The organism is Commensalibacter communis, assembly GCF_947179015.1.
Lineage (GTDB): Bacteria > Pseudomonadota > Alphaproteobacteria > Acetobacterales > Acetobacteraceae > Commensalibacter > Commensalibacter communis.
Genome location: NZ_CAMXCM010000001.1, coordinates 464,335 through 483,902, shown reverse-complemented (window position 1 = coordinate 483,902; position 19,568 = coordinate 464,335). Strand labels below are relative to the sequence as shown.

Annotated in this window: 22 protein-coding genes; 10 read left to right on the top strand and 12 right to left on the bottom strand. The window is 34.7% G+C overall.

Annotated features, from left to right (window positions below):
- Positions 1 to 441: 441 nt before the first annotated feature.
- Together cysG and PQG54_RS02295 are read left to right on the top strand one after the other, a co-directional pair.
- The gene (gene cysG, locus PQG54_RS02300; RefSeq protein ID WP_271789084.1) at positions 442 to 1,842 is read left to right on the top strand and encodes a siroheme synthase CysG; all 1,401 of its coding nucleotides are present in this window, start codon (positions 442 to 444) and stop codon (positions 1,840 to 1,842) included.
- Between the two features lie 92 nt (positions 1,843 to 1,934).
- The gene (locus PQG54_RS02295; protein ID WP_271789085.1) at positions 1,935 to 2,258 is read left to right on the top strand and encodes a hypothetical protein; all 324 of its coding nucleotides are present in this window, start codon (positions 1,935 to 1,937) and stop codon (positions 2,256 to 2,258) included.
- Positions 2,259 to 2,298: 40 nt separating this feature from the next.
- Here the strand turns inward: PQG54_RS02295 and grxB are convergent, their stop codons facing one another.
- Entirely contained in the window at positions 2,299 to 2,949 is a 651-nt protein-coding gene (gene grxB / locus PQG54_RS02290; RefSeq protein ID WP_271789086.1) for a glutaredoxin 2, read from the bottom strand.
- 172 nt (positions 2,950 to 3,121) lie between these two features.
- Here grxB and eco point away from each other — a divergent pair, with 172 nt between their 5' ends.
- On the top strand, positions 3,122 to 3,622 hold the full coding sequence (eco, locus tag PQG54_RS02285; RefSeq protein WP_271789087.1) for a serine protease inhibitor ecotin: 501 nt from the start codon (positions 3,122 to 3,124) through the stop codon (positions 3,620 to 3,622).
- 109 nt (positions 3,623 to 3,731) lie between these two features.
- Entirely contained in the window at positions 3,732 to 4,496 is a 765-nt protein-coding gene (locus PQG54_RS02280) for a glycosyltransferase family 25 protein (RefSeq protein WP_271789088.1), read from the top strand.
- A gap of 10 nt (positions 4,497 to 4,506) precedes the next feature.
- Here PQG54_RS02280 and PQG54_RS02275 read toward each other — a convergent pair whose 3' ends face one another.
- Positions 4,507 to 6,300 (bottom strand): hypothetical protein, encoded by a 1,794-nt coding sequence (locus PQG54_RS02275; RefSeq protein ID WP_271789089.1) that lies wholly within the window; start codon positions 6,298 to 6,300, stop codon positions 4,507 to 4,509.
- Positions 6,301 to 6,591: 291 nt separating this feature from the next.
- Here PQG54_RS02275 and PQG54_RS02270 point away from each other — a divergent pair, with 291 nt between their 5' ends.
- From PQG54_RS02270 to PQG54_RS02255, 4 genes are all read left to right on the top strand, one after another.
- Entirely contained in the window at positions 6,592 to 7,599 is a 1,008-nt protein-coding gene (locus tag PQG54_RS02270; protein ID WP_271789090.1) for an asparaginase, read from the top strand.
- A gap of 169 nt (positions 7,600 to 7,768) precedes the next feature.
- Positions 7,769 to 8,254, top strand: a complete 486-nt coding sequence (locus PQG54_RS02265; RefSeq protein ID WP_271789091.1) for a hypothetical protein — start codon at positions 7,769 to 7,771, stop codon at positions 8,252 to 8,254.
- A gap of 16 nt (positions 8,255 to 8,270) precedes the next feature.
- A complete protein-coding gene (locus PQG54_RS02260) occupies positions 8,271 to 8,699 on the top strand; it encodes a hypothetical protein (RefSeq protein WP_271789092.1) in 429 nt (142 codons plus the stop codon).
- A gap of 46 nt (positions 8,700 to 8,745) precedes the next feature.
- Positions 8,746 to 9,168: a hypothetical protein gene (locus tag PQG54_RS02255; protein ID WP_271789093.1), complete on the top strand. Its 423-nt coding sequence runs from the start codon at positions 8,746 to 8,748 to the stop codon at positions 9,166 to 9,168.
- Positions 9,169 to 9,183: 15 nt separating this feature from the next.
- Here the strand turns inward: PQG54_RS02255 and PQG54_RS02250 are convergent, their stop codons facing one another.
- From PQG54_RS02250 to PQG54_RS02225, 6 genes are all read right to left on the bottom strand, one after another.
- A complete protein-coding gene (locus PQG54_RS02250) occupies positions 9,184 to 10,326 on the bottom strand; it encodes an acyltransferase family protein (RefSeq protein WP_271789094.1) in 1,143 nt (380 codons plus the stop codon).
- A gap of 32 nt (positions 10,327 to 10,358) precedes the next feature.
- Complete coding sequence (locus PQG54_RS02245) at positions 10,359 to 11,576, bottom strand: acyltransferase family protein (protein WP_271789095.1); 1,218 nt, start codon at positions 11,574 to 11,576, stop codon at positions 10,359 to 10,361.
- Positions 11,577 to 11,664: 88 nt separating this feature from the next.
- A complete protein-coding gene (locus PQG54_RS02240; RefSeq protein ID WP_271789096.1) occupies positions 11,665 to 12,768 on the bottom strand; it encodes a glycerol dehydrogenase in 1,104 nt (367 codons plus the stop codon).
- Positions 12,769 to 12,848: 80 nt separating this feature from the next.
- On the bottom strand, positions 12,849 to 13,460 hold the full coding sequence (locus PQG54_RS02235) for a LysE family transporter (RefSeq protein WP_271789097.1): 612 nt from the start codon (positions 13,458 to 13,460) through the stop codon (positions 12,849 to 12,851).
- A 223-nt stretch (positions 13,461 to 13,683) separates the two neighbouring features.
- A complete protein-coding gene (locus tag PQG54_RS02230) occupies positions 13,684 to 13,980 on the bottom strand; it encodes a hypothetical protein (protein WP_271789098.1) in 297 nt (98 codons plus the stop codon).
- A gap of 95 nt (positions 13,981 to 14,075) precedes the next feature.
- Positions 14,076 to 14,882 (bottom strand): DNA/RNA non-specific endonuclease, encoded by an 807-nt coding sequence (locus PQG54_RS02225; RefSeq protein ID WP_271789099.1) that lies wholly within the window; start codon positions 14,880 to 14,882, stop codon positions 14,076 to 14,078.
- Between the two features lie 322 nt (positions 14,883 to 15,204).
- On the opposite strand from PQG54_RS02225, the gene PQG54_RS02220 reads away from it, so the two are divergent.
- A complete protein-coding gene (locus tag PQG54_RS02220; RefSeq protein WP_271789100.1) occupies positions 15,205 to 15,813 on the top strand; it encodes a hypothetical protein in 609 nt (202 codons plus the stop codon).
- Positions 15,814 to 15,825: 12 nt separating this feature from the next.
- On the opposite strand, the gene PQG54_RS02215 is transcribed toward PQG54_RS02220, so the two are convergent.
- The 4 genes from PQG54_RS02215 to PQG54_RS02200 all read right to left on the bottom strand — a co-directional run bounded on the left by PQG54_RS02215 (position 15,826) and on the right by PQG54_RS02200 (position 18,202).
- Positions 15,826 to 16,263 (bottom strand): hypothetical protein, encoded by a 438-nt coding sequence (locus PQG54_RS02215; RefSeq protein WP_271789101.1) that lies wholly within the window; start codon positions 16,261 to 16,263, stop codon positions 15,826 to 15,828.
- Positions 16,264 to 16,297: 34 nt separating this feature from the next.
- Entirely contained in the window at positions 16,298 to 16,819 is a 522-nt protein-coding gene (locus PQG54_RS02210; protein WP_271789102.1) for a hypothetical protein, read from the bottom strand.
- A gap of 140 nt (positions 16,820 to 16,959) precedes the next feature.
- On the bottom strand, positions 16,960 to 17,508 hold the full coding sequence (locus tag PQG54_RS02205) for a hypothetical protein (RefSeq protein WP_271789103.1): 549 nt from the start codon (positions 17,506 to 17,508) through the stop codon (positions 16,960 to 16,962).
- A 127-nt stretch (positions 17,509 to 17,635) separates the two neighbouring features.
- A complete protein-coding gene (locus PQG54_RS02200) occupies positions 17,636 to 18,202 on the bottom strand; it encodes a hypothetical protein (RefSeq protein WP_271789104.1) in 567 nt (188 codons plus the stop codon).
- A gap of 70 nt (positions 18,203 to 18,272) precedes the next feature.
- Here PQG54_RS02200 and PQG54_RS02195 point away from each other — a divergent pair, with 70 nt between their 5' ends.
- Entirely contained in the window at positions 18,273 to 19,553 is a 1,281-nt protein-coding gene (locus PQG54_RS02195; RefSeq protein ID WP_271789105.1) for an O-acetylhomoserine aminocarboxypropyltransferase, read from the top strand.
- Positions 19,554 to 19,568 lie beyond the last annotated feature (15 nt).

The window sequence follows — 19,568 nt, the reverse complement described above, 5'->3', positions numbered from 1 at the left end:
TGTATTTCTTTGCTTTTTAGAAACAACTGAGAATAAAGATCTATTGGAATACTCACTTTTAAAAAATAAACGACGAACCTGTCCATAGGGCCTCATCAGCGAATATCCTGACCTTTATGAAAAATTATGATATAAACTTGGTTTTGACTTTACAAAAGAACGTTTATCATCACAAGAGGCAAGTCATGAGAAAACAAAAAAACTGTAAAGAAACTTGCAGAGCGTTATAAATAAATAACAGTTTTGCTATGGATAACTCACATATCATTCTCTCACCGTTTTATATTTTACTTTTTGATACAATGTTTGAAGATTATAAATTTATACTTTCCAAGTATAAAAAAACAACTTTCCTTTTACTACCTATAAAAATTAAGATATGAACGATTTTATGGACTGCATTTATATTTTTACAATTTTATCAGGTAAAATAATCACATTATGGATGTTTCTACCCCTTTTTCTTATTTCCCTATTACATTACGTATCGATGGTTCGCGCCTTGTTATTGTTGGTGGAGGACAAATTGCAGCAAGAAAGATCCGACTATTATTGGATAAAAATGCTCAGATAGAAATTTTTGCCCAAAATCTGTGTCAAGAAATACAACAACTTGTTCAGCAAAATCGAGTTCAATTCCACGGACAAATCGAAAATAAAGAACAATTTCAAACCCATATTTATGGTGTTCGCCTGATCTTTGCAGCCACAGACGATCAAGATTACAATACGCAAATTTCTCAATGGGCTCAAGAATGTAACATTCCTATTTGTGCTGTTGATAATCCCCAACAATCGAGCTTTATTACACCTGCCATAATCGATAGAAACCCCGTGCAAATTGCTATTTCTACTGGAGGAACTGCCCCTGTCCTGAGCAGACGTATTCGGGAAGCAATAGAGCCTATTATCAGTCAAGCAACCGGACATATGGCTCGCTTTATGGGAAAGCACCGCCATTGGATAAAAAAACATTTACCTGTTACAGAAGAGCGCCAACGATTATGGGAAAGATTTTTAGATGGTCGCGGGCCCTCTTTCATAGAACAAAACCAAGAAGACCAAGCTCTTACCTATTTAGAACAACTTGTTGATCTGAATACGCCTATCAAAGGTGAAATATGGTTGGTTGGTGCTGGTCCCGGTGATCCTGATTTATTAACTTTAAAAGCAATGCATTGCTTACAAAATGCAGATGTAATTTTATACGATCATCTATTATCAGAGGACGTTTTAAAACGAATTCGCCGTGATGCCTTATTAATTTACGTTGGCAAACAAAAAAAGAAACATACACTTCCACAACAAGATATTAATCAACTTTTAATCAAACATGCACAAAATGGGAAACGTGTTCTACGTTTAAAAGGAGGAGATCCCTTCATTTTTGGTCGTGGCGGCGAAGAAGCGGAAGCCTTGGTAAAAGCTGAGATTCCATTCAAAATTATTCCCGGCATTTCTGCGGCTAATGGATGTGCAGCATATAGCGGTATTCCCCTGACCCATCGTGATTGTGCTCAATCTTGTCTGATTCTAACTGGTCATACGCAACATGAAGGGCAACTAGATTTACCGTGGGAAAGTATGATAAACCAACAACAAACCTTGGTTATTTATATGGGACTTAGCACGCTACACCAGCTATGCCAAAAATTAATTCATAAAGGTCTACCATTAACATGGCCAGCGGCTGCGATCGAAAAAGGAACTTTACCTAATCAAAAAGTAATCGCTGGAACATTAGAGAATTTATCCCAATTGGTTGAGACAGCCAATCTTAAAAGTCCTGTTTTGGTTATAATTGGGCAAGTCGTTCAACGCCGCGTTATTTCTATTGAGTAATTTTTAATAGTTGTATAAATTTTAACAAACAAACTTTCGCATAAAGATGTAAAAATTATATTTCTCATTATATTATGGATTGGATATTTATTATGACTGAACAATTAATTTCCAAAGAAGAATTGCTACAACTTCAAGAGGATGTGAAAAATCTTAAAATTGAAAATCAGCAGCTGAGTGCCGCGTTATTGTTGGTTGAACAACTAATTTCTTCTTTTGTTGTAGATTTAGACCCAAAAGATCGTACTGCTTTGATCCATAAAATCGACAATAATTTTGATGAATTAGGCGCTGCGGATACTATTCCTATATCCTCGACCCCTTCTCGCTCTTCCACAGCGTTAAATGTTGCCAAAAAATTGCACCAGCTAAGCAGCATCCGCGCAATGTTTCCTCAAACAGAAGATTTTATTTAGATCCGACTTAGAGACAGACAATAAACTGTCTCTCTCTTTTTTAGTTAGCGAACTCATCATTTAATGAAATAAAGAAATTTTCTGCAGTATTTTTTCGCCATCTATCAACAATATTACCATAATTTAATCCTTTGATGATAGATAAGGAGTGTAGCTGCGAAAACAAAGATAAACTACTAATCGAAATAGGCTTTGTGCGATCAATCAAAGGATAATCAACCAGAATATTTTCTAATTTATCAATTGCCTTTTGCGCCCTTTGCAATAATGCAGGATCCGCTAAATCAGACATAAACCCTCTACCAGATGGATCTTTACTCTTATAAAAATATTTCTTAGCTTCATCAGAGCTAAACTCTGGAAAAGGAGCTCTAATCCAACGAGGATAAGCTAAACGATAAATAAATCGCTCTACCTCTTTAACCCATTGTGCGATTTCATCAACAATAGGCAATGTTACCTGTGGCTCACCGATACTCTGATCAATGTAATGAATGATATCAATGCTTTCAGACATAAAACGATTCGGTTTATACTCTAAGACAGGCAGCGCCTTACGACCAACCATATGCATTGGCGTTTGAACATCATCATATAATAAATAAACAGTTTCTACGGGATAGTTCTTTAAAACAAAAATCATTTTTGCCATAACACAAAAAGGACAATGTTCATAAATATAAAGTTTCATAGCTTATCCAAATCAAAACCATTATTTAAACTAGGGAAAAATTATCCATAGTGATAATATGTGTTATTTATAATTTGTGGTCACACTATCATAAGATTTAAGAGAATGTATCCAAATCTTACTATGTTTATGATAAAATATTGCTTTACCTTTCGATTTTCAAGGAAATAAAATGCCTTTCTCAAAGAATCTTTCACTTTGTAAAATATGTTTATCTCTCATTGGTTTTTTTTCGTTTTTTCTGAACGTAACAACAGGGTATACTACAGATACAAAGGATCCTATGTCTATTTGGCCAAAGCCCGAAAAGGGATTTAAACAAATTGTTATACAATTACCTCACTTGCAAGATGAAGATTTATATCGTGTCGAATTAATTCCTGAAAAAACATTAAAAGCAGATTGTAATCATATCATGATCAATGGAACAATCGAAACGAAACCTTTGACAGGGTGGGGATACGAATATTATGTACTAAGTCAAATCGGCCAACCTGCTTCGACACGAATGGCTTGTTTTCCACAAACAACAGAACTTAAGCAAATTGCCATTCATACAAATTTAAAATTCTTAAGATATAACAGCAAACTTCCGCTCGTCATTTACACTCCAAAAGATATTCATTTATCGTATCGTGTGTGGTCAGCAGGTGAATTGAAAAACGCTGAATAAAATAACTCATATATCTTGAAAAGTATTTTTACTTTTCAAGATATATCCGTTAGAAATCAAATTGTTTATTAAAACATTGTATTAATCAACAAGATCTTATGAGGAATATATGCTGCCTGTTTATCTTATCAATCTGCAACGCCACACAGAGCGTCTTGAACAATTCAAAATAAATAATCCCTTTCTTTTAGAGCATTTAAATATATTCAAAGCATATGATGGCAATCGTCTAGCTCGTAGGCAGCTTATTTTAGATGGATTGATCACAGATAGAAACCTTTATAAACCAAGAGGCTTAGGTGTTTTGAAGTCACATGTCGAACTTTGGAAGATTGCGGCCAAAAGTGAACATGGCATTACGATTATGGAAGATGATGTCATCGTTCATCCTGATTTCGTAAAGGCAAACAAGCTTTTGTTAGATAATAAAGAACAATATGATATTATTGCTTGGGGATATAACTTAGATTGGCCAATTCGATTACAAACAGCAAAAGGCCTCCCTTCTTCTTTAATATCATATTTAGTACAAGTAGGCGATTCCTCACAACTACACCGGATCAATCAGATTGGCGCATATGGCGATAAAATCAATAAAGAAGAATATTTGTCACAATCTATAACCCCAGATTTTATCTCTACAACTATGTTTGCTGGTACACCTTGTTATTCCATTACCCCTCAATGTGCGCAAGCATTGCTCGATCAATTACCTTTGGATAATTATGAAATTTACTATTATGGGACTATCACTGCGATTAACGTAGAACACGGGATTGATATCACCTTAGAGCATCTGTATAGAAATATGAATGTTGTCTTAGCATCTCCATTTTTAGCTTACTCTAATAATGAGAAAACAAGGATCAGCTAAGCCGATCAGCCTATGACATATATAATGTTATAATTGATTTTTTAACACATAAATCTTTTGCAACACTGTAAGCTGAATGTTGGTTCAAATATCCTAATATGATACTGATCTTATCCCCTTTTTTGACTGGATAGGTCATTGAGAAACTAATTTGCTGATGTGCGCAGATCTTATGTGTAACATCATTTACATAAGGGATTAGGGGGAATTCCAACTGTGTCGTTGGATAAATCTCGTGCTTTTGCTCCTGATTACAAGCAACATTTAATAATAGCATATCCCCTGTATGATACGGGATAGGTTCTGATGAATTCAATTGTTCCTCGATAAATATAAACGAGCCCTCTACGTGCAATAATCCCTCTACGGGAACTTGCCAACAACTCTCTTGTTCAGACCAGTATTGTTGCCCCTCCCCCTTTAATTGTTGGTCTTGATCTTCGACACAAAGCTTTTTCCACACTATTTTTTTATCGATTGTTTTAGGAATAGTTACTTTTTCAAATTGAAATCTAGTATAAGTACCAATCCCAGAACAGGAATTAGTTTGCGTCTTCACCAGTTCTTGTTCATTCGTATTATCAGTATTTGGAACTGGTTTGATATCAATTATATTATTTAACTTAGATCTTCCCGTTGGAATATCTGGATTAAATGACACCGGATATAAATGTGGCTTAGATGTAGGGGCAATACGTGGCGTATAGGATGAGGTTGGTGGTGTTGGTTTTTGCTCTATCCCAGTAGACGCGAATAAAACTTTCCAATCACTGAGAGTTTGCGGAGTATCTTTTTTGGCATATAATAAAACCAAATCTGAATGCCCCTTATAATCATAACATAAAATTAGCGTTCCTTTGGTAACCTGAGAAGGCAACTCTTTGACCGATAAAGGGGTTAACTGTAAATAATCAGTTGAGACCATTTTGGTAGAAACAACACCAGGCATTCCAATATAGATATTTTTTGGCTTTGCCTCAGGGGAGCCAATATATAAACTATGTCCTGCGATCATTCCCTGGGACGTAAATAACATTCCTTCTCCCAAAGGGTGTCCAGCAATGATTGCTTTGGTATAGATTGAACCCGTCGTCATATCCCCTTGAACTGATAAATTCCCTTTGGAATCTGATTTTACCTTTCCTTGATCGGAATGAATATGATTCAAAGCCAATCGTTCACCAGGATTTTTTGCATCACTGTAAGAAGAAACAACAGAATCTGTGGCGCCGTTCAAAATAAATAACGGTAGCCATACTTCTTGTTTATCTGTTTTTTTGTATTCCCATAAATAACGATTATGAATATTCAAAATCATATCCCCCTCAATCCAGGGTTCTTGATTTTCTTGAGCATAATTTAAATCTGGATTATGATCTAACCCCCATAAACGACAAACTCTTTGCCCATTTCCAAGGTCATTCTTATTTTTATAAATACTTATAATCGTTACTAATATTGTAAAATGATAAATTTGTTTTGTATTTGTAGTAACCTTGAGTAAAATCGCGAATTTCGAGTTATTCCAGCCACCGTCAGCCGTAACTGTGAATTCATTTTGTTGATAAATAAAATCTTTTAATTGAAAAGAATCTTCTTTATTTTCGTAATTAACTTCTTCAATAACTTCATTGGGTTGCAAAACCAGACTGAGATCAAATATATATTGAACAGCCTGATTCTCAACTTTATAAATAAAATCAATCTGCTGCCCTGTTTGAAGCATAGGTAAAACCAGCAATCTTTGAGAATGATTTTGTGTCGAGCCTTTTTGACCTTTCTTTTTAAACCACTGAAATACCATAAAATCACCAAAACCTTTATTTTAAATCTATATTCTCTTTTAAGATAATCAGCATCTTAATCTATTCTATTTAAATCACAACCAAAACAGATTACAAATAGATTTAAGATAATGATTAAAATTCATTCGTTCAATATATTTCATTAATAGAAATGATCGTTTCATACCATGTATCATAATATAAAAAAAACTACATACCAATTTATTTTCAGTTTTACATGCTTAAGCTTAATCTGTTTCTCTCAATCTTTACTTGCCCAAAACACCCATTCTGAATCAGGAACAACAATCATGCAGCAACCTATACATGAAAAAGCAACTGTCTTAATCTTAACCACAGGTGGAACTATTGCAGGACAAGCCCAAGATCATAAAAGTCTTGGATATCATGCTGGTCAAACCTCTGGCGAAGCATTGATTGCTTCTGTTCCAGCACTTAAAGACCTTGCCAATATACAAGTTGAAGCCGTTTCTCAAATTGGGTCGCAAGATATGTCCGATGCAATATTATTGGATTTAGTACATCATATTCAAAAAGCAGAAACAAATCCAAAACTTGCTGGCATAGTAATTACACATGGTACAGATACAATGGAAGAAACTGCTTTTTTCCTTAACGAAGTATTACCTCATCATAAACCTATAATCCTTGTCGGTGCCATGCGCCCTGCAGGGTATGCCAGTGCAGATGGAAATGCCAATCTCATTGATGCCGTCAAAGTTGCAACCAGCCCACTTGCCAAGAATCGTCCTGTCATGATTGTGATGAATGATACGATTTTTTCTGCTCGCTCTGCACAAAAAATGAACACGACCAATTTAGAAGCATTTCAAGCTCCAAATGCGGGTTCAATTGGCATTGTAAATAATGAACATGTTCGCTTTTATCTACCATCATTCTCTCAAGAAACTGAGTATTTATCCCCGCCTAGTCAAGCACCTTTTCCTAGAGTGGACATTATTTATTCGCACGTTCAGATGGATGGGGACTTAATCGAAGATGCTGTAAAAAGAGGTACAAAAGGTATTATTCTAGCAGGCGTTGGAGACGGAAATACATCAGCGGCTGCATTAAAAGCGTTACAAAATGCTGCAAATAAAGGGGTTGTTATCGTCCGGTCCACAAGAGTGGGAAGTGGTTTTGTGAATCGTAATGTGGAGATTAATGATGACCAAAATCATTTTGTTGTTTCAGAAGATTTAAACCCTCAAAAATCACGTCTATTATTACAAATTCTACTTGCAAACCACATTACTACACCCAGTCAAATTCAAACAATATTCTCCAAATTATATTAATTTCGAAATATATCCAACATATAATACACATCATTAGAGGTTTGAAATTTCCTTGTATTTCAACTAAAATGATGAATAGTGAATAAAATATTTTAAAATAAGTGAGCAAATCCCTTCATATCAAGGGATTTCTTTCTTATTTACTAGGCAAATATATTGGAGATGACGGTTGATTAGAAACAGTTCTTTGGGAGTATTATTCTTATTGATGATAAGCAGTATGCCATCCAGTTTTGCAAACACACAACATCATAAAACATCCCCTTCTAAGCAGACATATAATACGCCAAAAGCAATCACTAGGAATGATAAGCCATCAATCGTTACAGACTCTCAAATCAGTATTTACAATGCTCACAAAGATAAAAATAATTACGTTATTGCGTTATATACAGATCAGCCTGGAAAAGCATTAATTACTTATGATTCCCCGACTTGTCAGGCGAATTCATATGGTAGCACAAGCATCAACCCCAAAAACAAGTCTGAAATTGAGTTCACCTCTACCGAGGATCCACTTTGTAAAATTAATTTTAAAAAAACCAATAATAACGAGTTAAAAATTATTAAAGAAACTGCTGCTTGTACAGCATGGCATGGTGACTTTTGTACTTTTTCATCTATATCTTTGCTAACTCGTATTTATCCACAATAAGCCAGAGTATGGTCTGATGAAATTACTTTCTATTTTTACCCCTTATATAATTGGTACTGTGATATTTTTTCCTGTTGTGAGCCAAGCTCAATCCAATAGTGAACCACAACAATATTCTTTAAATATGATCGCCTATGAGTATAAATCACCCAATCATTATGCAACGGTTTTATATATGCCCTATTACCCAGCTTATGGTTTGGTCTCTATGAAATCATCAGGATGCAATGCAGAAATTGCAGGATATATTGATCCTTTTGCATTGAAAAACAAAAAGCTTACCATCACCTATAAAAGATGCAAAATATCTTTTGATATCAATCAGGAAACACAAGAGCTAAGCCAACCCAGCGAAACGACATCATGTGCAGATTATCATCCCAAAAATTGCAGCTTCTCTCAAATGCCAACTTTGAAACTAATCCCTTTGAAAATAAAAGATTAGATCTAATATACTCACGCGCCTTGTGTTAATCTAAAAGGTTCACAAAATGAAAACACTATTTTTATCTTGTTCGTTTGTAACTAGCTTTTTCGTCACTTATCAAACTCATGGGCAAAATGTTCAAAATACCGCTTTATATCCCAGTGCAGTGAATAATTTGCAACAATCTATGCCCAGAAAAGCAACCATTGATGGTAAAAGAATATATAGTGTTAATTCAGATCATATATGCTCAATTACCGTGACAATGGAATCTACCAGAAAATACCAATTTTCACTTCTTACTTGGCCAGAAAACAGCCGCGTTGATGAGGCTGGCTATACAGAGTTTATTTTAAGCGATACCGATAATAAACCCCACATTCTTAGAACCGATAAAGTTAAAGGAATAAAGTTTCTTAATAGTATGAGAAATTTAATCAAAAACTGCCAAGATTTTTCTAAATATAAAAAAATTAGTGAATCATAGTTATGATAATAATGTTTATTTTCTAGCACTCAATAGAACAGATAATCGATACCCTATTTTAACTCCAGGTTTTTCAAGGATTATATGAACAATCATTGCAAAGAACAGAATTAGAGTGCAAATCAAAGTCATAATACCCCAAAATTCAATAGAACCTTGTAACACATAATGACGTACAAATGGGACGGAATAAACCCAATAAAACACGATTCCTTGTAACAAATAAACCCCATAGCTTACTTCCCCCATACGTTGAGAAGCAGATGAAGTTAGTAATCCAAAAAGAGAACACCCTGAAATAATAAAAAAGAAAATTACAGCAAATAAAATAGATGAAACATAGATGCCGTTGGGTGCTAAAATAAAAATAGCCATTATCATTGCTGATACAAAGAATGATTGTATCATTGAATTAAACGGAATGATAAACGCATATTGCTGTAGGGTTGCACAAAGCATCCCCATTAAAAACATGAATAACACGCCCCATACTTGCCTGATAATAGGATACGATTGCAGAAAATAAGCTGAAATCAAAATAAAAATAATAGCGCAAATAATGAAAATAAGTGCCCGTTCTTTATTTTGTGCAAACCATGCCACTAAAGGCAATAATCCATAAAATAACCACTCATATTGTAATGTCCATACAACCCCAAGTAAAATCATAAAACTCATCATATGATTATTAATATCTGGCAGTGGCAAAATACCCAATGCCAGCCAAGAGCCAATTTGTTTAGCAAACTCTGTCCAAGGCACTCGCAATGTCCAATGCGTTTCTATCATCACAATGGTAAAAACACCCAGACAAGCACACCAATAGACTGGGGCTATACGAAACAAACGCTTGATATAAAAAGATTGCCAATTCATTTTCCCATGAGATGCTAATAATCTTGACCAAAATAGATACGCCGTTATCATAAAAAACAAACGAACTGCTACGGTTCCAAACATATTGTAAAAAGGATTAGGGCTGCCTGCCCATTGTCCTGTTGCTAATAATGTATGGAAGTTTTGACCATGAGAAAACACAACACCATAGGCTAAAAAACCTCTTAATCCATCAATCGTTTGAACACGATGTGTGTTTTGTGTGTTTGGTTTAATCACTCTAAATATCGGCAAAGATAAGACCAATAAAAGCAGCGCCATAATTATAAAAAATGGCCAAATCGAAAAATAAGTCATTTAGTTGTAACACACTTATTTCTTTTGTTTTTTATATATTTATCAGCTATCTCTCTGCCTAAATCCATACAAGGTTTTTCAACAATTATATATAAACAACAAGCAATTATTAAAAGAATGATACATTCTCCTAAAAAAGCCACCCAATAATGCCAAATGGAACGCAACATAAACTGTTTTACAAAGATTAACGTATCACTAAAAAAATATAAAATTAAACCTTGGCATAGATAAATACTGTAACTGACTCTCCCCATTCGTTGTGATGCAGGAAGTTTAAACAAGCCAAATAAAGACCCTCCAGAAACAACGCAATAGAAAAAAACGCCACAAAAAAATAACATCAAAGGTTCTGGATATTTATGACAAAAAATTAACAGCAATATGATACAACCAGTCATTATGAATGAGCCACATATATCATTTAATGGTGGCTGCCACTTCATCTGTTTTAATGTTGCAATCAACATCCCAATCGCATAAGACGCAAAAGGCATCATGTCATTATCAGCGATAAAATGAATTTTCCAATAAAATTGGGCTAGAACAGTGAATACACACAGAGTTATTGCAAACCAAAAAGATAACCAAATATTTTTACTAAACACCCCGATAATAGGCAAAGCCAGATAAAGCATCCATTCATAAGGAATAGTCCACACTACCCCCATCACTAATAAGGAAGTTAATCCATATCCGTTAATGGGCGGAAAAGAAAATAATCCAAAACTTAGCCAAGAAAGAATCTGTTTAATAAAACTCCAAATAGAAACATCTAAGTGCCAGTGGGTTTTGCTCATTACCGCAATAAACAGACATAAGATACATAAGTAATAAATGGGTGCAATTCGAAAAAAACGTTTGATATAAAAAGGAATAACTTGAATTTTCCCTTGATGATTTAACCATCTTGTCCAAAATAAAAATGATGAAACCATAAAAAATATACATAAACCCGTTGTTCCCAACAGCTCTACATTTGTATGTTCTGAACCTTTAAATTGATGAACTGAAATTAAATTATACCAAACAGTTGCGTGCAAAAAGACAATAAAATAGGCTAAATATCCACGTAAACCATCAATCGTATATAAACGATTATCTTGTCTTTGCTGAACCACTTGGATATTTCGAAACAGAGGAATAGGTAAGCTGAGGAAAACAACCATAATTAATAAAATGATACATAATGGCCCAACCGCATCATAGGTCATTTTATCCTCAACTTTTTGTATTAAAAGAAGTTTAATATCATATATTGTTCACCAATAAAACGTAGAATTTTATACCATAAATAAGAGCTTATGCTCGCCATGCTTTACCCAGCGCATCAGCGGTCAAAATCGCTGCATAAACTCGTTCTGGTGTGACTTTGAACGGCATATTATGAATAGTTTCCCCTTCCGCACAACTGGCTTTAGCAACTTCCATAATTTTCTTTTCTGTAAATCCATCCCCTTCTTTAACCCCAATTTGAGCCAAAGTAATTGGTAACCCAAGACGATCACAAAAATCTAACACAGTTTCCAGCTCTTCTTCCGATGCATTTTCCAGCACAAGTTGGGTCAATGTGCCAAAAGCAACTTTTTCACCATGATACATATGGTGGCATTCTTCTAATACCGTAAATCCATTATGGATCGCATGCGCTGCAGCCAAGCCAGAGCTTTCAAATCCAATACCACTTAAATATGTATTTGCTTCAATAATACGCTCTACAGCAGATGTGGAAACGCCATTTTCAACAGCCAACTTTGCTTTATATCCCTCTTCTAACAAGGTTTCATAACATAGTTTTGCCAATCCCATTGCGGCCAAGGTTGATTGCCCACCAGCCATTGTTTTTGCACGTGACATTGAGCAAGCACGTCCTTCAAAGTAGGTTGATAATGCATCCCCCATTCCAGCAACGAATAAACGAACGGGTGCTTTGGCAACAATTATTGTATCCATGAAAACCATATCTGGGTTAGTCGGATACATTAAATATTCTTCAAATTCGCCTTTTTCGGTATATATCACAGACAACGCGCTGGTCGGCGCATCATTCGAAGCAATCGTTGGTACGATTAAAACAGGTACTTTATTATAATAAGCAACAGCCTTAGCCGTATCAAGCGCTTTTCCGCCACCAACACCGATCACGCCTCGACAATTATTGGCTTTTAATACATCACCTAGGCGGTGAATTTCGTTTTTAGAACACTCACCATTAAAAAGCTCAAAATGGCTCTGAACTGATTCTGTTTTTAAACTATTTTCGATAATGTCTTTGGTTATATTCATCACGACTTTATCTGCAATAACTAGATAGTGATCTGCTAATAACTTTCCATAACACCCAATTTTTTGTAGAGCATTAGGTCCTTGAATATATTTAGAAGGAGACTGAATAATTTGTAACATAAGAGCCATCCTATTTTAATGAAATAAGTATTAGTTAATCACTTTATCGTTAAAATAACAAATCACATTTATCTATCACTTCACCCTAAATCGACTGAAACTAAAAATTTAAACAATAATAATAACGCAAAAAATATAAAGATAATCGCTGAAACGATATCTATTTTTTTGGTATATTGTTGATATATTCTTTTAATCATAGAATGAGAGAATAAAATACCCAATCCAACAAAACATAAAAAGCTTTCAACTAAAAGTAAAATGATAATCAGTATAATATTGGTTATATCTGATCCCAAAGGCAACGCTGAAAAAACGCTTGCAAAATAAATAATTGCTTTAGGATTAGATAAATTGCACATGACCCCTTTTAGATAATAACGCTGTCCTTGAATAGCTACATTACCAATTTCCAGATTGGACTGTTTGATAATCCCGTAAGCCAAATATATTAGATAACAAGCCCCACCCAACATAACTAATTGATTAACAACAGGGTAAGTTTGAAATAAAATATGTAACCCAAGGATCGATAAAATCATCCATATTAAAGCACCTGTACAAATCCCAGCAACCACTTGACAGACTGCGACTTTACTGCCTGTAATTCCTGTTCTAGAAACCAACAAGAAATCTGGCCCAGGAATAATCAAAGCAAAAAATTGAAGAATTAAAATTCCGATAAAAGACATAAGACTGAAACCTATAATCATGATAAGATCAGGTGAAACAACATAAACCACTTTATTATCCAAGTTTCACCAACAACTAATTTTTAAAAATTAAGTTATCTCAGAGTGTCTTATGTCGGTGGAGATTTAACTCCATCCATAATTAACTCATCGAATTTTATTATCATAGGGTTTATTACTTATAAGCTAAAATGATACTCTTGATTTCAACATTACGAATTGATTATTGATGCACAGTGACGCGATCAGGTCTTGTTGTAGGAACATCAACCGTCCAAGAAGAGCCGCTTTGATCCTTAGCACAAGTTACTAAAATAACATAGCGTTCTACATCAATGGTTATTTTATCTCCATTCATAAATCTGTTACCCCATTTAGCCGACATTGCACCAGCACATTGAGGTATACTGATTTTGGGATTAAGAGCTAAAGCCTCCCAACTGGTGTGGTATTCTTGATTATAACGTTTTAAAAAATCATTAGCTTTATCTTGAACAAATTTCAACTTATCGTCTGTCATATATGTGTTCTTATCTGATTGCGCGAAAGCAGGATACAAAATAGCATTTTCACATAAAAGTAAAAATGCGCTCAATATTTGATAGAATGGATGCATTAATAATTATATTTTTGATGTTTAGCATATGGATTAGATTTCTTTCGATATTCACCCATTTTTGGAAATGCTGGTTTTTGTTCTTTGATGGATGGTGCCAATGTTGGAAATGGGTCAATTCCAGTTTTTTCAGTGAAAAAAGCAACCGTTTGAACATAGCATTTGGGTTTTTGAGTATTTCGACAGAAATAAACCCCTGCTTCTTTGGTAGATGGAATGTAAATTGCTTTCCACGTGGCATAAGGCACCCAAAGGTTATCTTTGCCAATTGTTTTTGTTCTTCCTTGGAAATATGGACCTGTCACCGCATAAACTTCACCATATTGCACTGCCATTTGACGAACCTGACCCTCGATCCAATTCCACTTCCCACTATTTAATTGTCTTGTCTGCGGGACTAAGTTTTGAGGCACAAATGTTTTGACTTGAGACTCATAATCCCCCATATCCCCACTGGGAGCCATGTGACCACGATCATATCCAGAGTTGCGATAATTTTGAATCAACGGATCTCTATTATCAAATGTACCAAAACGCCGCATTTCCCGAGCTTTTAAAATCTGATCTTTGGTTATATGTTCAGCTGCATAAACATTAACATTGGTTTTCGTCGAAAATCCCCACGCATACCCATTACCACAAACCTTTTGATCCGCTTGACTAACCAACGGTGTTGGCTCTGGATTGACCAACGGAGATGGCGAACTATTCAAAGGAACAGGAACGATATAAGGGCAAGCAAGATACGCCTTTGCAGGAACCGTTATGAACAATCCGAGTAAAGCGGCAATATATATTTTCTTCAAAAAAGCACCTATCAATCAGATAATATTTGTATTTTTATTGTTATCCAACAATCGATTATATTGAAATATCTAAATGTATTTTACTTGTTGCAATATACATTATATCTCTCCATAGTTGAGTATCATATAATCATGACTTTTTTAACTATTATTTACCTAATGCGTATTTAAGTATTGTGCTAAGAATGTTAGGATTGCAGAGTTTATTATTTATTATTGACCACCAAAAACAAATTTTACCGAATGACAATATGCTTCTATGTTTCGGAGTAAAATAAAAATAATTTTAAATGTAAATTAATATTAACTTCAAGGAAAATTCATGTCCAACCAATCCCCAGCATCGCAATATTACATTAGCTCAGCATTCCAAAATCCAGAATTTGTTCAACAATTATGGTGTAAAGAAGATAAGATTTCTTCTATCCTATGCCATGCAGTCAAAGAATGCTCGGTTAATAACAGCGACAGCCCTTTGAGTATTTGTTGTGATTACTTGATTGATTATATCTGTGTTTATCTTATTAACAAACCCTCTGATTTCATCCATATTTTTCAAGATTTCGAAGAGGCAGAAGATAAAACAACCTTTATGAACCTTTATTTTCAAAACTACTTGGTGCATTCAACAGTCACGAATGCTTTGTTATCTAATCATAAGATCATTGAAGCCATTGGGGATTATCATTCTTGGATTGAATATCCATTAAAATACAGAGCAACCAAACTTATTCAAAATGCACCAGCTGGTTCCTTGACAACTAATGATCTGTTTCCAACAGAACTTGATTTACTTAATGAAATGAGAGATTATTTGCTCAGTTGTGCCTATGCCGAAAATAAATTGGCAGAAACAGATATAATCTATTTTAAAACAAACTTTGCACGTTCTTATGAAATGTTGACACAGGCTAAGCAAGGCAAGAAATAAGTTAGTAAATACTCATAACAACCTCTCTATTTGTTGGATTGTTTGTTGTAACTGCTCTTTGCTAGAATATAAGTATCCACTGAGGAAAATATCACTGCCCTTATGATAAAGAAGATTGAATCCCACTTTATAAACATTATTTTCCAAGACAATAACAGGTCTAGATGGGTTTCTATCAATTTCATACCCTAGGAAAATAACTTGATTTTCATCAGTGAAAGAGCAACCACAACCACCTCTATGACTATTAATAAGCATCTTTAGTTCATTAGCAAACATTTCCAATGCATCGTAACTAATCACGATATCTTTTGATGCGAACTTACATTCGAGTTTTTGAAAATAGATGTTACAGCTTATATTATCTCCAGATTGCCATTGTTTTTTATCTGTATTCGATTGAGTAACATCAATCTGAATCAGCTCACGTTCGCCTTTTATTTCTATCATTATTTTTTTTCCATGTAACTATATTTAAAATCTTTTAAAGTGATAATAAATCTTGATGGAAATCCCATAAAGCTGCTCTGGTAACCGTTAAAGATCCTTTCAAAGCTAACATGCCCTCAACTATATCCTGCACAATATTTGGATCAATAAACTCAAATTCGATTAGATAGTCTGAAGAATCTTCAATCTTTTTACATTCCAAAGTAGCATCAGGATATACAAAGTGAAATGAACAACTATCATGCTCATTTTCTTTGATTAATGATCCAGATGTTTTGCCAGATAAAAAAGGAAACATTGTCTTTAATTGAATTGTCAGCCAAGTGTCAGATTCTTGGTATATTTTTTCTGGAATAGTGGAATTTTGCTTATTTTTCAGTAATTCTTTTAAATCACGTTTAAAGTCCCATAAATAGTCATCATCACAATAATCATCTTTGCACATGAAAAAAATATCATTATTTTTATAATAGAAAGTATATTCTATACCACCACAGCTCGTATAATTAACTTCGAGCTGAAGAATACCGCCATCTTTCCCTATAATTTCGATCATTCTTTCTCTACCCATTGCCAATCTGTATATTCTTGACAATCATATTTTATCGAACATGTTGCATGCACATGTTTCTTATGATTTTCTATATCTTTGATATATGAACGTTGAAATGTAGTGTTTTAATTATATTCATAAGCCTATTGAGATATCTTTTCATCCAGATTATGCGGTTCCAAAGCCTTAAAATGCCTTATCTCCCACGTTCTTACATTGACAAGGACTGTTACCATCATCGCTTGACCATATCGAAATACAATAGCGGTGTACATTTTATACATTAATCCAAAACCATAATTATTTGGATCTTTGGATCTTATTCCATTTTTTATTACATGCACTAAAATAATTTTAGGGATATAATGTTGAGCATCAAGAAGAGGAAACCAATCTTCTTGCGAAAAATCATAGAGCGTAGTAGATGACACATTCTCCGTGTAATAAGGATGTGTCCTTGATATAGAATGCTCCGTCAAGACACCTTGATAATCATAAATGGCACCTTCTTTATCATAAAATCCAATACACATTCTGACGCCTAAATTAAAGATAGGCTTCATACCGTCGGGTGTTGGCGTCAAAGACAAATACACATCTGGATCTAAATCAGGGTCTGGCCAACGAGCTAGATTTGATTGCTCTATCGTATTACAGTCATGCTTATCAAAATTTTTGTTGTTATGATCCATTACCTTTTTACCCTCTGTCATTCTATCGTATTTATTAATATTTCGAATATTTTTTAAGGTTACTAGTTTTTAGGTAATGTAACAAACTAATATTCATATGATAAAGTCATTATATTAAATTAAATCATTAATGATATTTCTTCTTTAAGTATCGCTTTACGTCTGCTGCTGTTTTATATTTATAGTGACGTTCAGGATTAACATCATCATCAACAATTCCGTCTATTCCTTCAAAATTAGGATCAGCAGAAACATCTGCATCTATAACTAATTTTCCCTCTTTATTTTTAGTATAAGCCCTTATTTCATAACTATCACTCCCCATCTGAATAGCAGGTGGAAAACTATGCTCCCATTTTTGCATTACAAATATATAAGGTTTATTATGAATTTTGTCGAAAAATACCGAGGCAACCTCTACACAACCACCATTTTCTTCATATTCATCAATCTTTTCTTTTTTCACTATATGATCTTGCTTATATTCCAGCATAAAAGCAATCATCTGACAGCGATCATCTGGTGTGGCATCATTTTCTTTAACAAAATAAATTTTACCCTCTGGATATAAACTCGTTTTAAAAGGTCCTTGTATAATGTCATTCTGCTGAGTTTCCTGGGCATAACTTAAATTGCTATTCCCGCAAAAGATTGAAACAATTGAGAAAAGTAAAAAATATTGTAATTTATTCATTGATCTACTTTTTATAAAAGTTAACTATCAAATAGTGTAAAGTAGCAATAGATATAAAGGAAGCCCAACAATGACCAAGAAGCAAAAATTCGAAACCTTATCTGTGCATGCTGGTGCCACACCAGATCCAACCACAGGCGCACGCGCAACGCCTATTTATCAAACAACTGCTTATGTTTTTGAAGATGTCGATCAAGCAGCCAATCGCTTTGCCCTCAAAGACGCTGGGAATATCTATAGCCGTATCACTAATCCTACCCAAGCTGTTTTAGAAGAACGTATAGCCGCTTTGGAAGGAGGAACTGCTGCTTTGGCGACCGCATCAGGTCATGCCGCAGAATTCTTGGCCTTTCAAACTCTAATGGAGCCAGGCGATAATTTTATTGCTGCAAGCCAGCTTTATGGTGGCTCTATTAACCAATTTGTGCATACATTTAAGTCTTTTGATTGGCATGTTCGCTTTGCAGACGCAGATGATATTTCAACATTTGAATCCCAAATCGACGATCGCACTCGTGCTATTTTTATTGAAAGTTTTGCTAATCCAGGTGGGATCATTGTTGATATTGAAAAAATAGCCACAATCGCACAAAAACATAATATCCCTTTAATTGTCGATAACACGATGGCGACCCCTTACCTTGTTCGTCCTATTGAACATGGTGCAAATATTGTCATCCATTCTTTAACCAAATTTATTGGTGGTCATGGCAATTCTATGGGTGGGATCATCGTTGATGGAGGCAATTTTGATTGGAAAAAATCGGGGAACTATTCCAAAATTACGGAACCTCGACCAGACTATGCAGGTCTAGTTGCCAGCGATGCTTTTGGAAATATGGCTTTTGCTTTGACCGCTCGTATTCTGGGAATGCGGGATTTAGGACCTACCATTTCCCCGTTTAACGCTTTCCTTATTCTGACAGGTGTAGAAACTCTACCACTAAGGATGCAGCGTCATTGCGACAATGCTCTTGAAGTTGCCAATTTCTTAGAAAATCATCCAAAAGTCTCTTGGGTGTCATATCCTGGATTGAAGAGTAATCCTTATCATATTTTACAACAAAAATATGCACCGAATGGCGCAGGCTCAGTCTTCACATTCGGGATAAAAGGCGGATATGATGCTTGCGTCAAATTTGTTTCTAAATTAGATCTGTTTTCGTTATTAGCAAATATTGGGGATACACGATCCCTAGTCATCCATCCTGCGTCTACAACCCACCGCCAATTAACGGATAAACAAAAAACTGTGGCTGGTGCTGGACCTGATGTAGTACGTTTGTCTATTGGTATCGAAAATGCAGTTGATATTATCGCCGACCTTGAACAAGCACTCGCTGTTATATAATTAATGTTATGATTT

Bases quoted from the DNA above. Each gene is read 5' to 3' on its own strand.
- grxB (WP_271789086.1), bottom strand. From the start codon at position 2,949: ATGAAACTTTATATTTATGAACATTGTCCTTTTTGTGTTATGGCAAAA.
- PQG54_RS02195 (WP_271789105.1), top strand. From the start codon at position 18,273: ATGACCAAGAAGCAAAAATTCGAAACCTTATCTGTGCATGCTGGTGCC.
- PQG54_RS02200 (WP_271789104.1), bottom strand. From the start codon at position 18,202: ATGAATAAATTACAATATTTTTTACTTTTCTCAATTGTTTCAATCTTT.
- eco (WP_271789087.1), top strand. From the start codon at position 3,122: ATGCCTTTCTCAAAGAATCTTTCACTTTGTAAAATATGTTTATCTCTC.
- PQG54_RS02295 (WP_271789085.1), top strand. From the start codon at position 1,935: ATGACTGAACAATTAATTTCCAAAGAAGAATTGCTACAACTTCAAGAG.
- PQG54_RS02280 (WP_271789088.1), top strand. From the start codon at position 3,732: ATGCTGCCTGTTTATCTTATCAATCTGCAACGCCACACAGAGCGTCTT.
- PQG54_RS02230 (WP_271789098.1), bottom strand. From the start codon at position 13,980: ATGACAGACGATAAGTTGAAATTTGTTCAAGATAAAGCTAATGATTTT.
- PQG54_RS02260 (WP_271789092.1), top strand. From the start codon at position 8,271: ATGAAATTACTTTCTATTTTTACCCCTTATATAATTGGTACTGTGATA.
- PQG54_RS02220 (WP_271789100.1), top strand. From the start codon at position 15,205: ATGTCCAACCAATCCCCAGCATCGCAATATTACATTAGCTCAGCATTC.
- PQG54_RS02270 (WP_271789090.1), top strand. From the start codon at position 6,592: ATGCAGCAACCTATACATGAAAAAGCAACTGTCTTAATCTTAACCACA.
- PQG54_RS02210 (WP_271789102.1), bottom strand. From the start codon at position 16,819: ATGATCGAAATTATAGGGAAAGATGGCGGTATTCTTCAGCTCGAAGTT.
- PQG54_RS02255 (WP_271789093.1), top strand. From the start codon at position 8,746: ATGAAAACACTATTTTTATCTTGTTCGTTTGTAACTAGCTTTTTCGTC.
- cysG (WP_271789084.1), top strand. From the start codon at position 442: ATGGATGTTTCTACCCCTTTTTCTTATTTCCCTATTACATTACGTATC.
- PQG54_RS02250 (WP_271789094.1), bottom strand. From the start codon at position 10,326: ATGGCGCTGCTTTTATTGGTCTTATCTTTGCCGATATTTAGAGTGATT.
- PQG54_RS02245 (WP_271789095.1), bottom strand. From the start codon at position 11,576: ATGACCTATGATGCGGTTGGGCCATTATGTATCATTTTATTAATTATG.
- PQG54_RS02235 (WP_271789097.1), bottom strand. From the start codon at position 13,460: ATGTCTTTTATCGGAATTTTAATTCTTCAATTTTTTGCTTTGATTATT.
- PQG54_RS02240 (WP_271789096.1), bottom strand. From the start codon at position 12,768: ATGTTACAAATTATTCAGTCTCCTTCTAAATATATTCAAGGACCTAAT.
- PQG54_RS02215 (WP_271789101.1), bottom strand. From the start codon at position 16,263: ATGATAGAAATAAAAGGCGAACGTGAGCTGATTCAGATTGATGTTACT.
- PQG54_RS02205 (WP_271789103.1), bottom strand. From the start codon at position 17,508: ATGGATCATAACAACAAAAATTTTGATAAGCATGACTGTAATACGATA.
- PQG54_RS02275 (WP_271789089.1), bottom strand. From the start codon at position 6,300: ATGGTATTTCAGTGGTTTAAAAAGAAAGGTCAAAAAGGCTCGACACAA.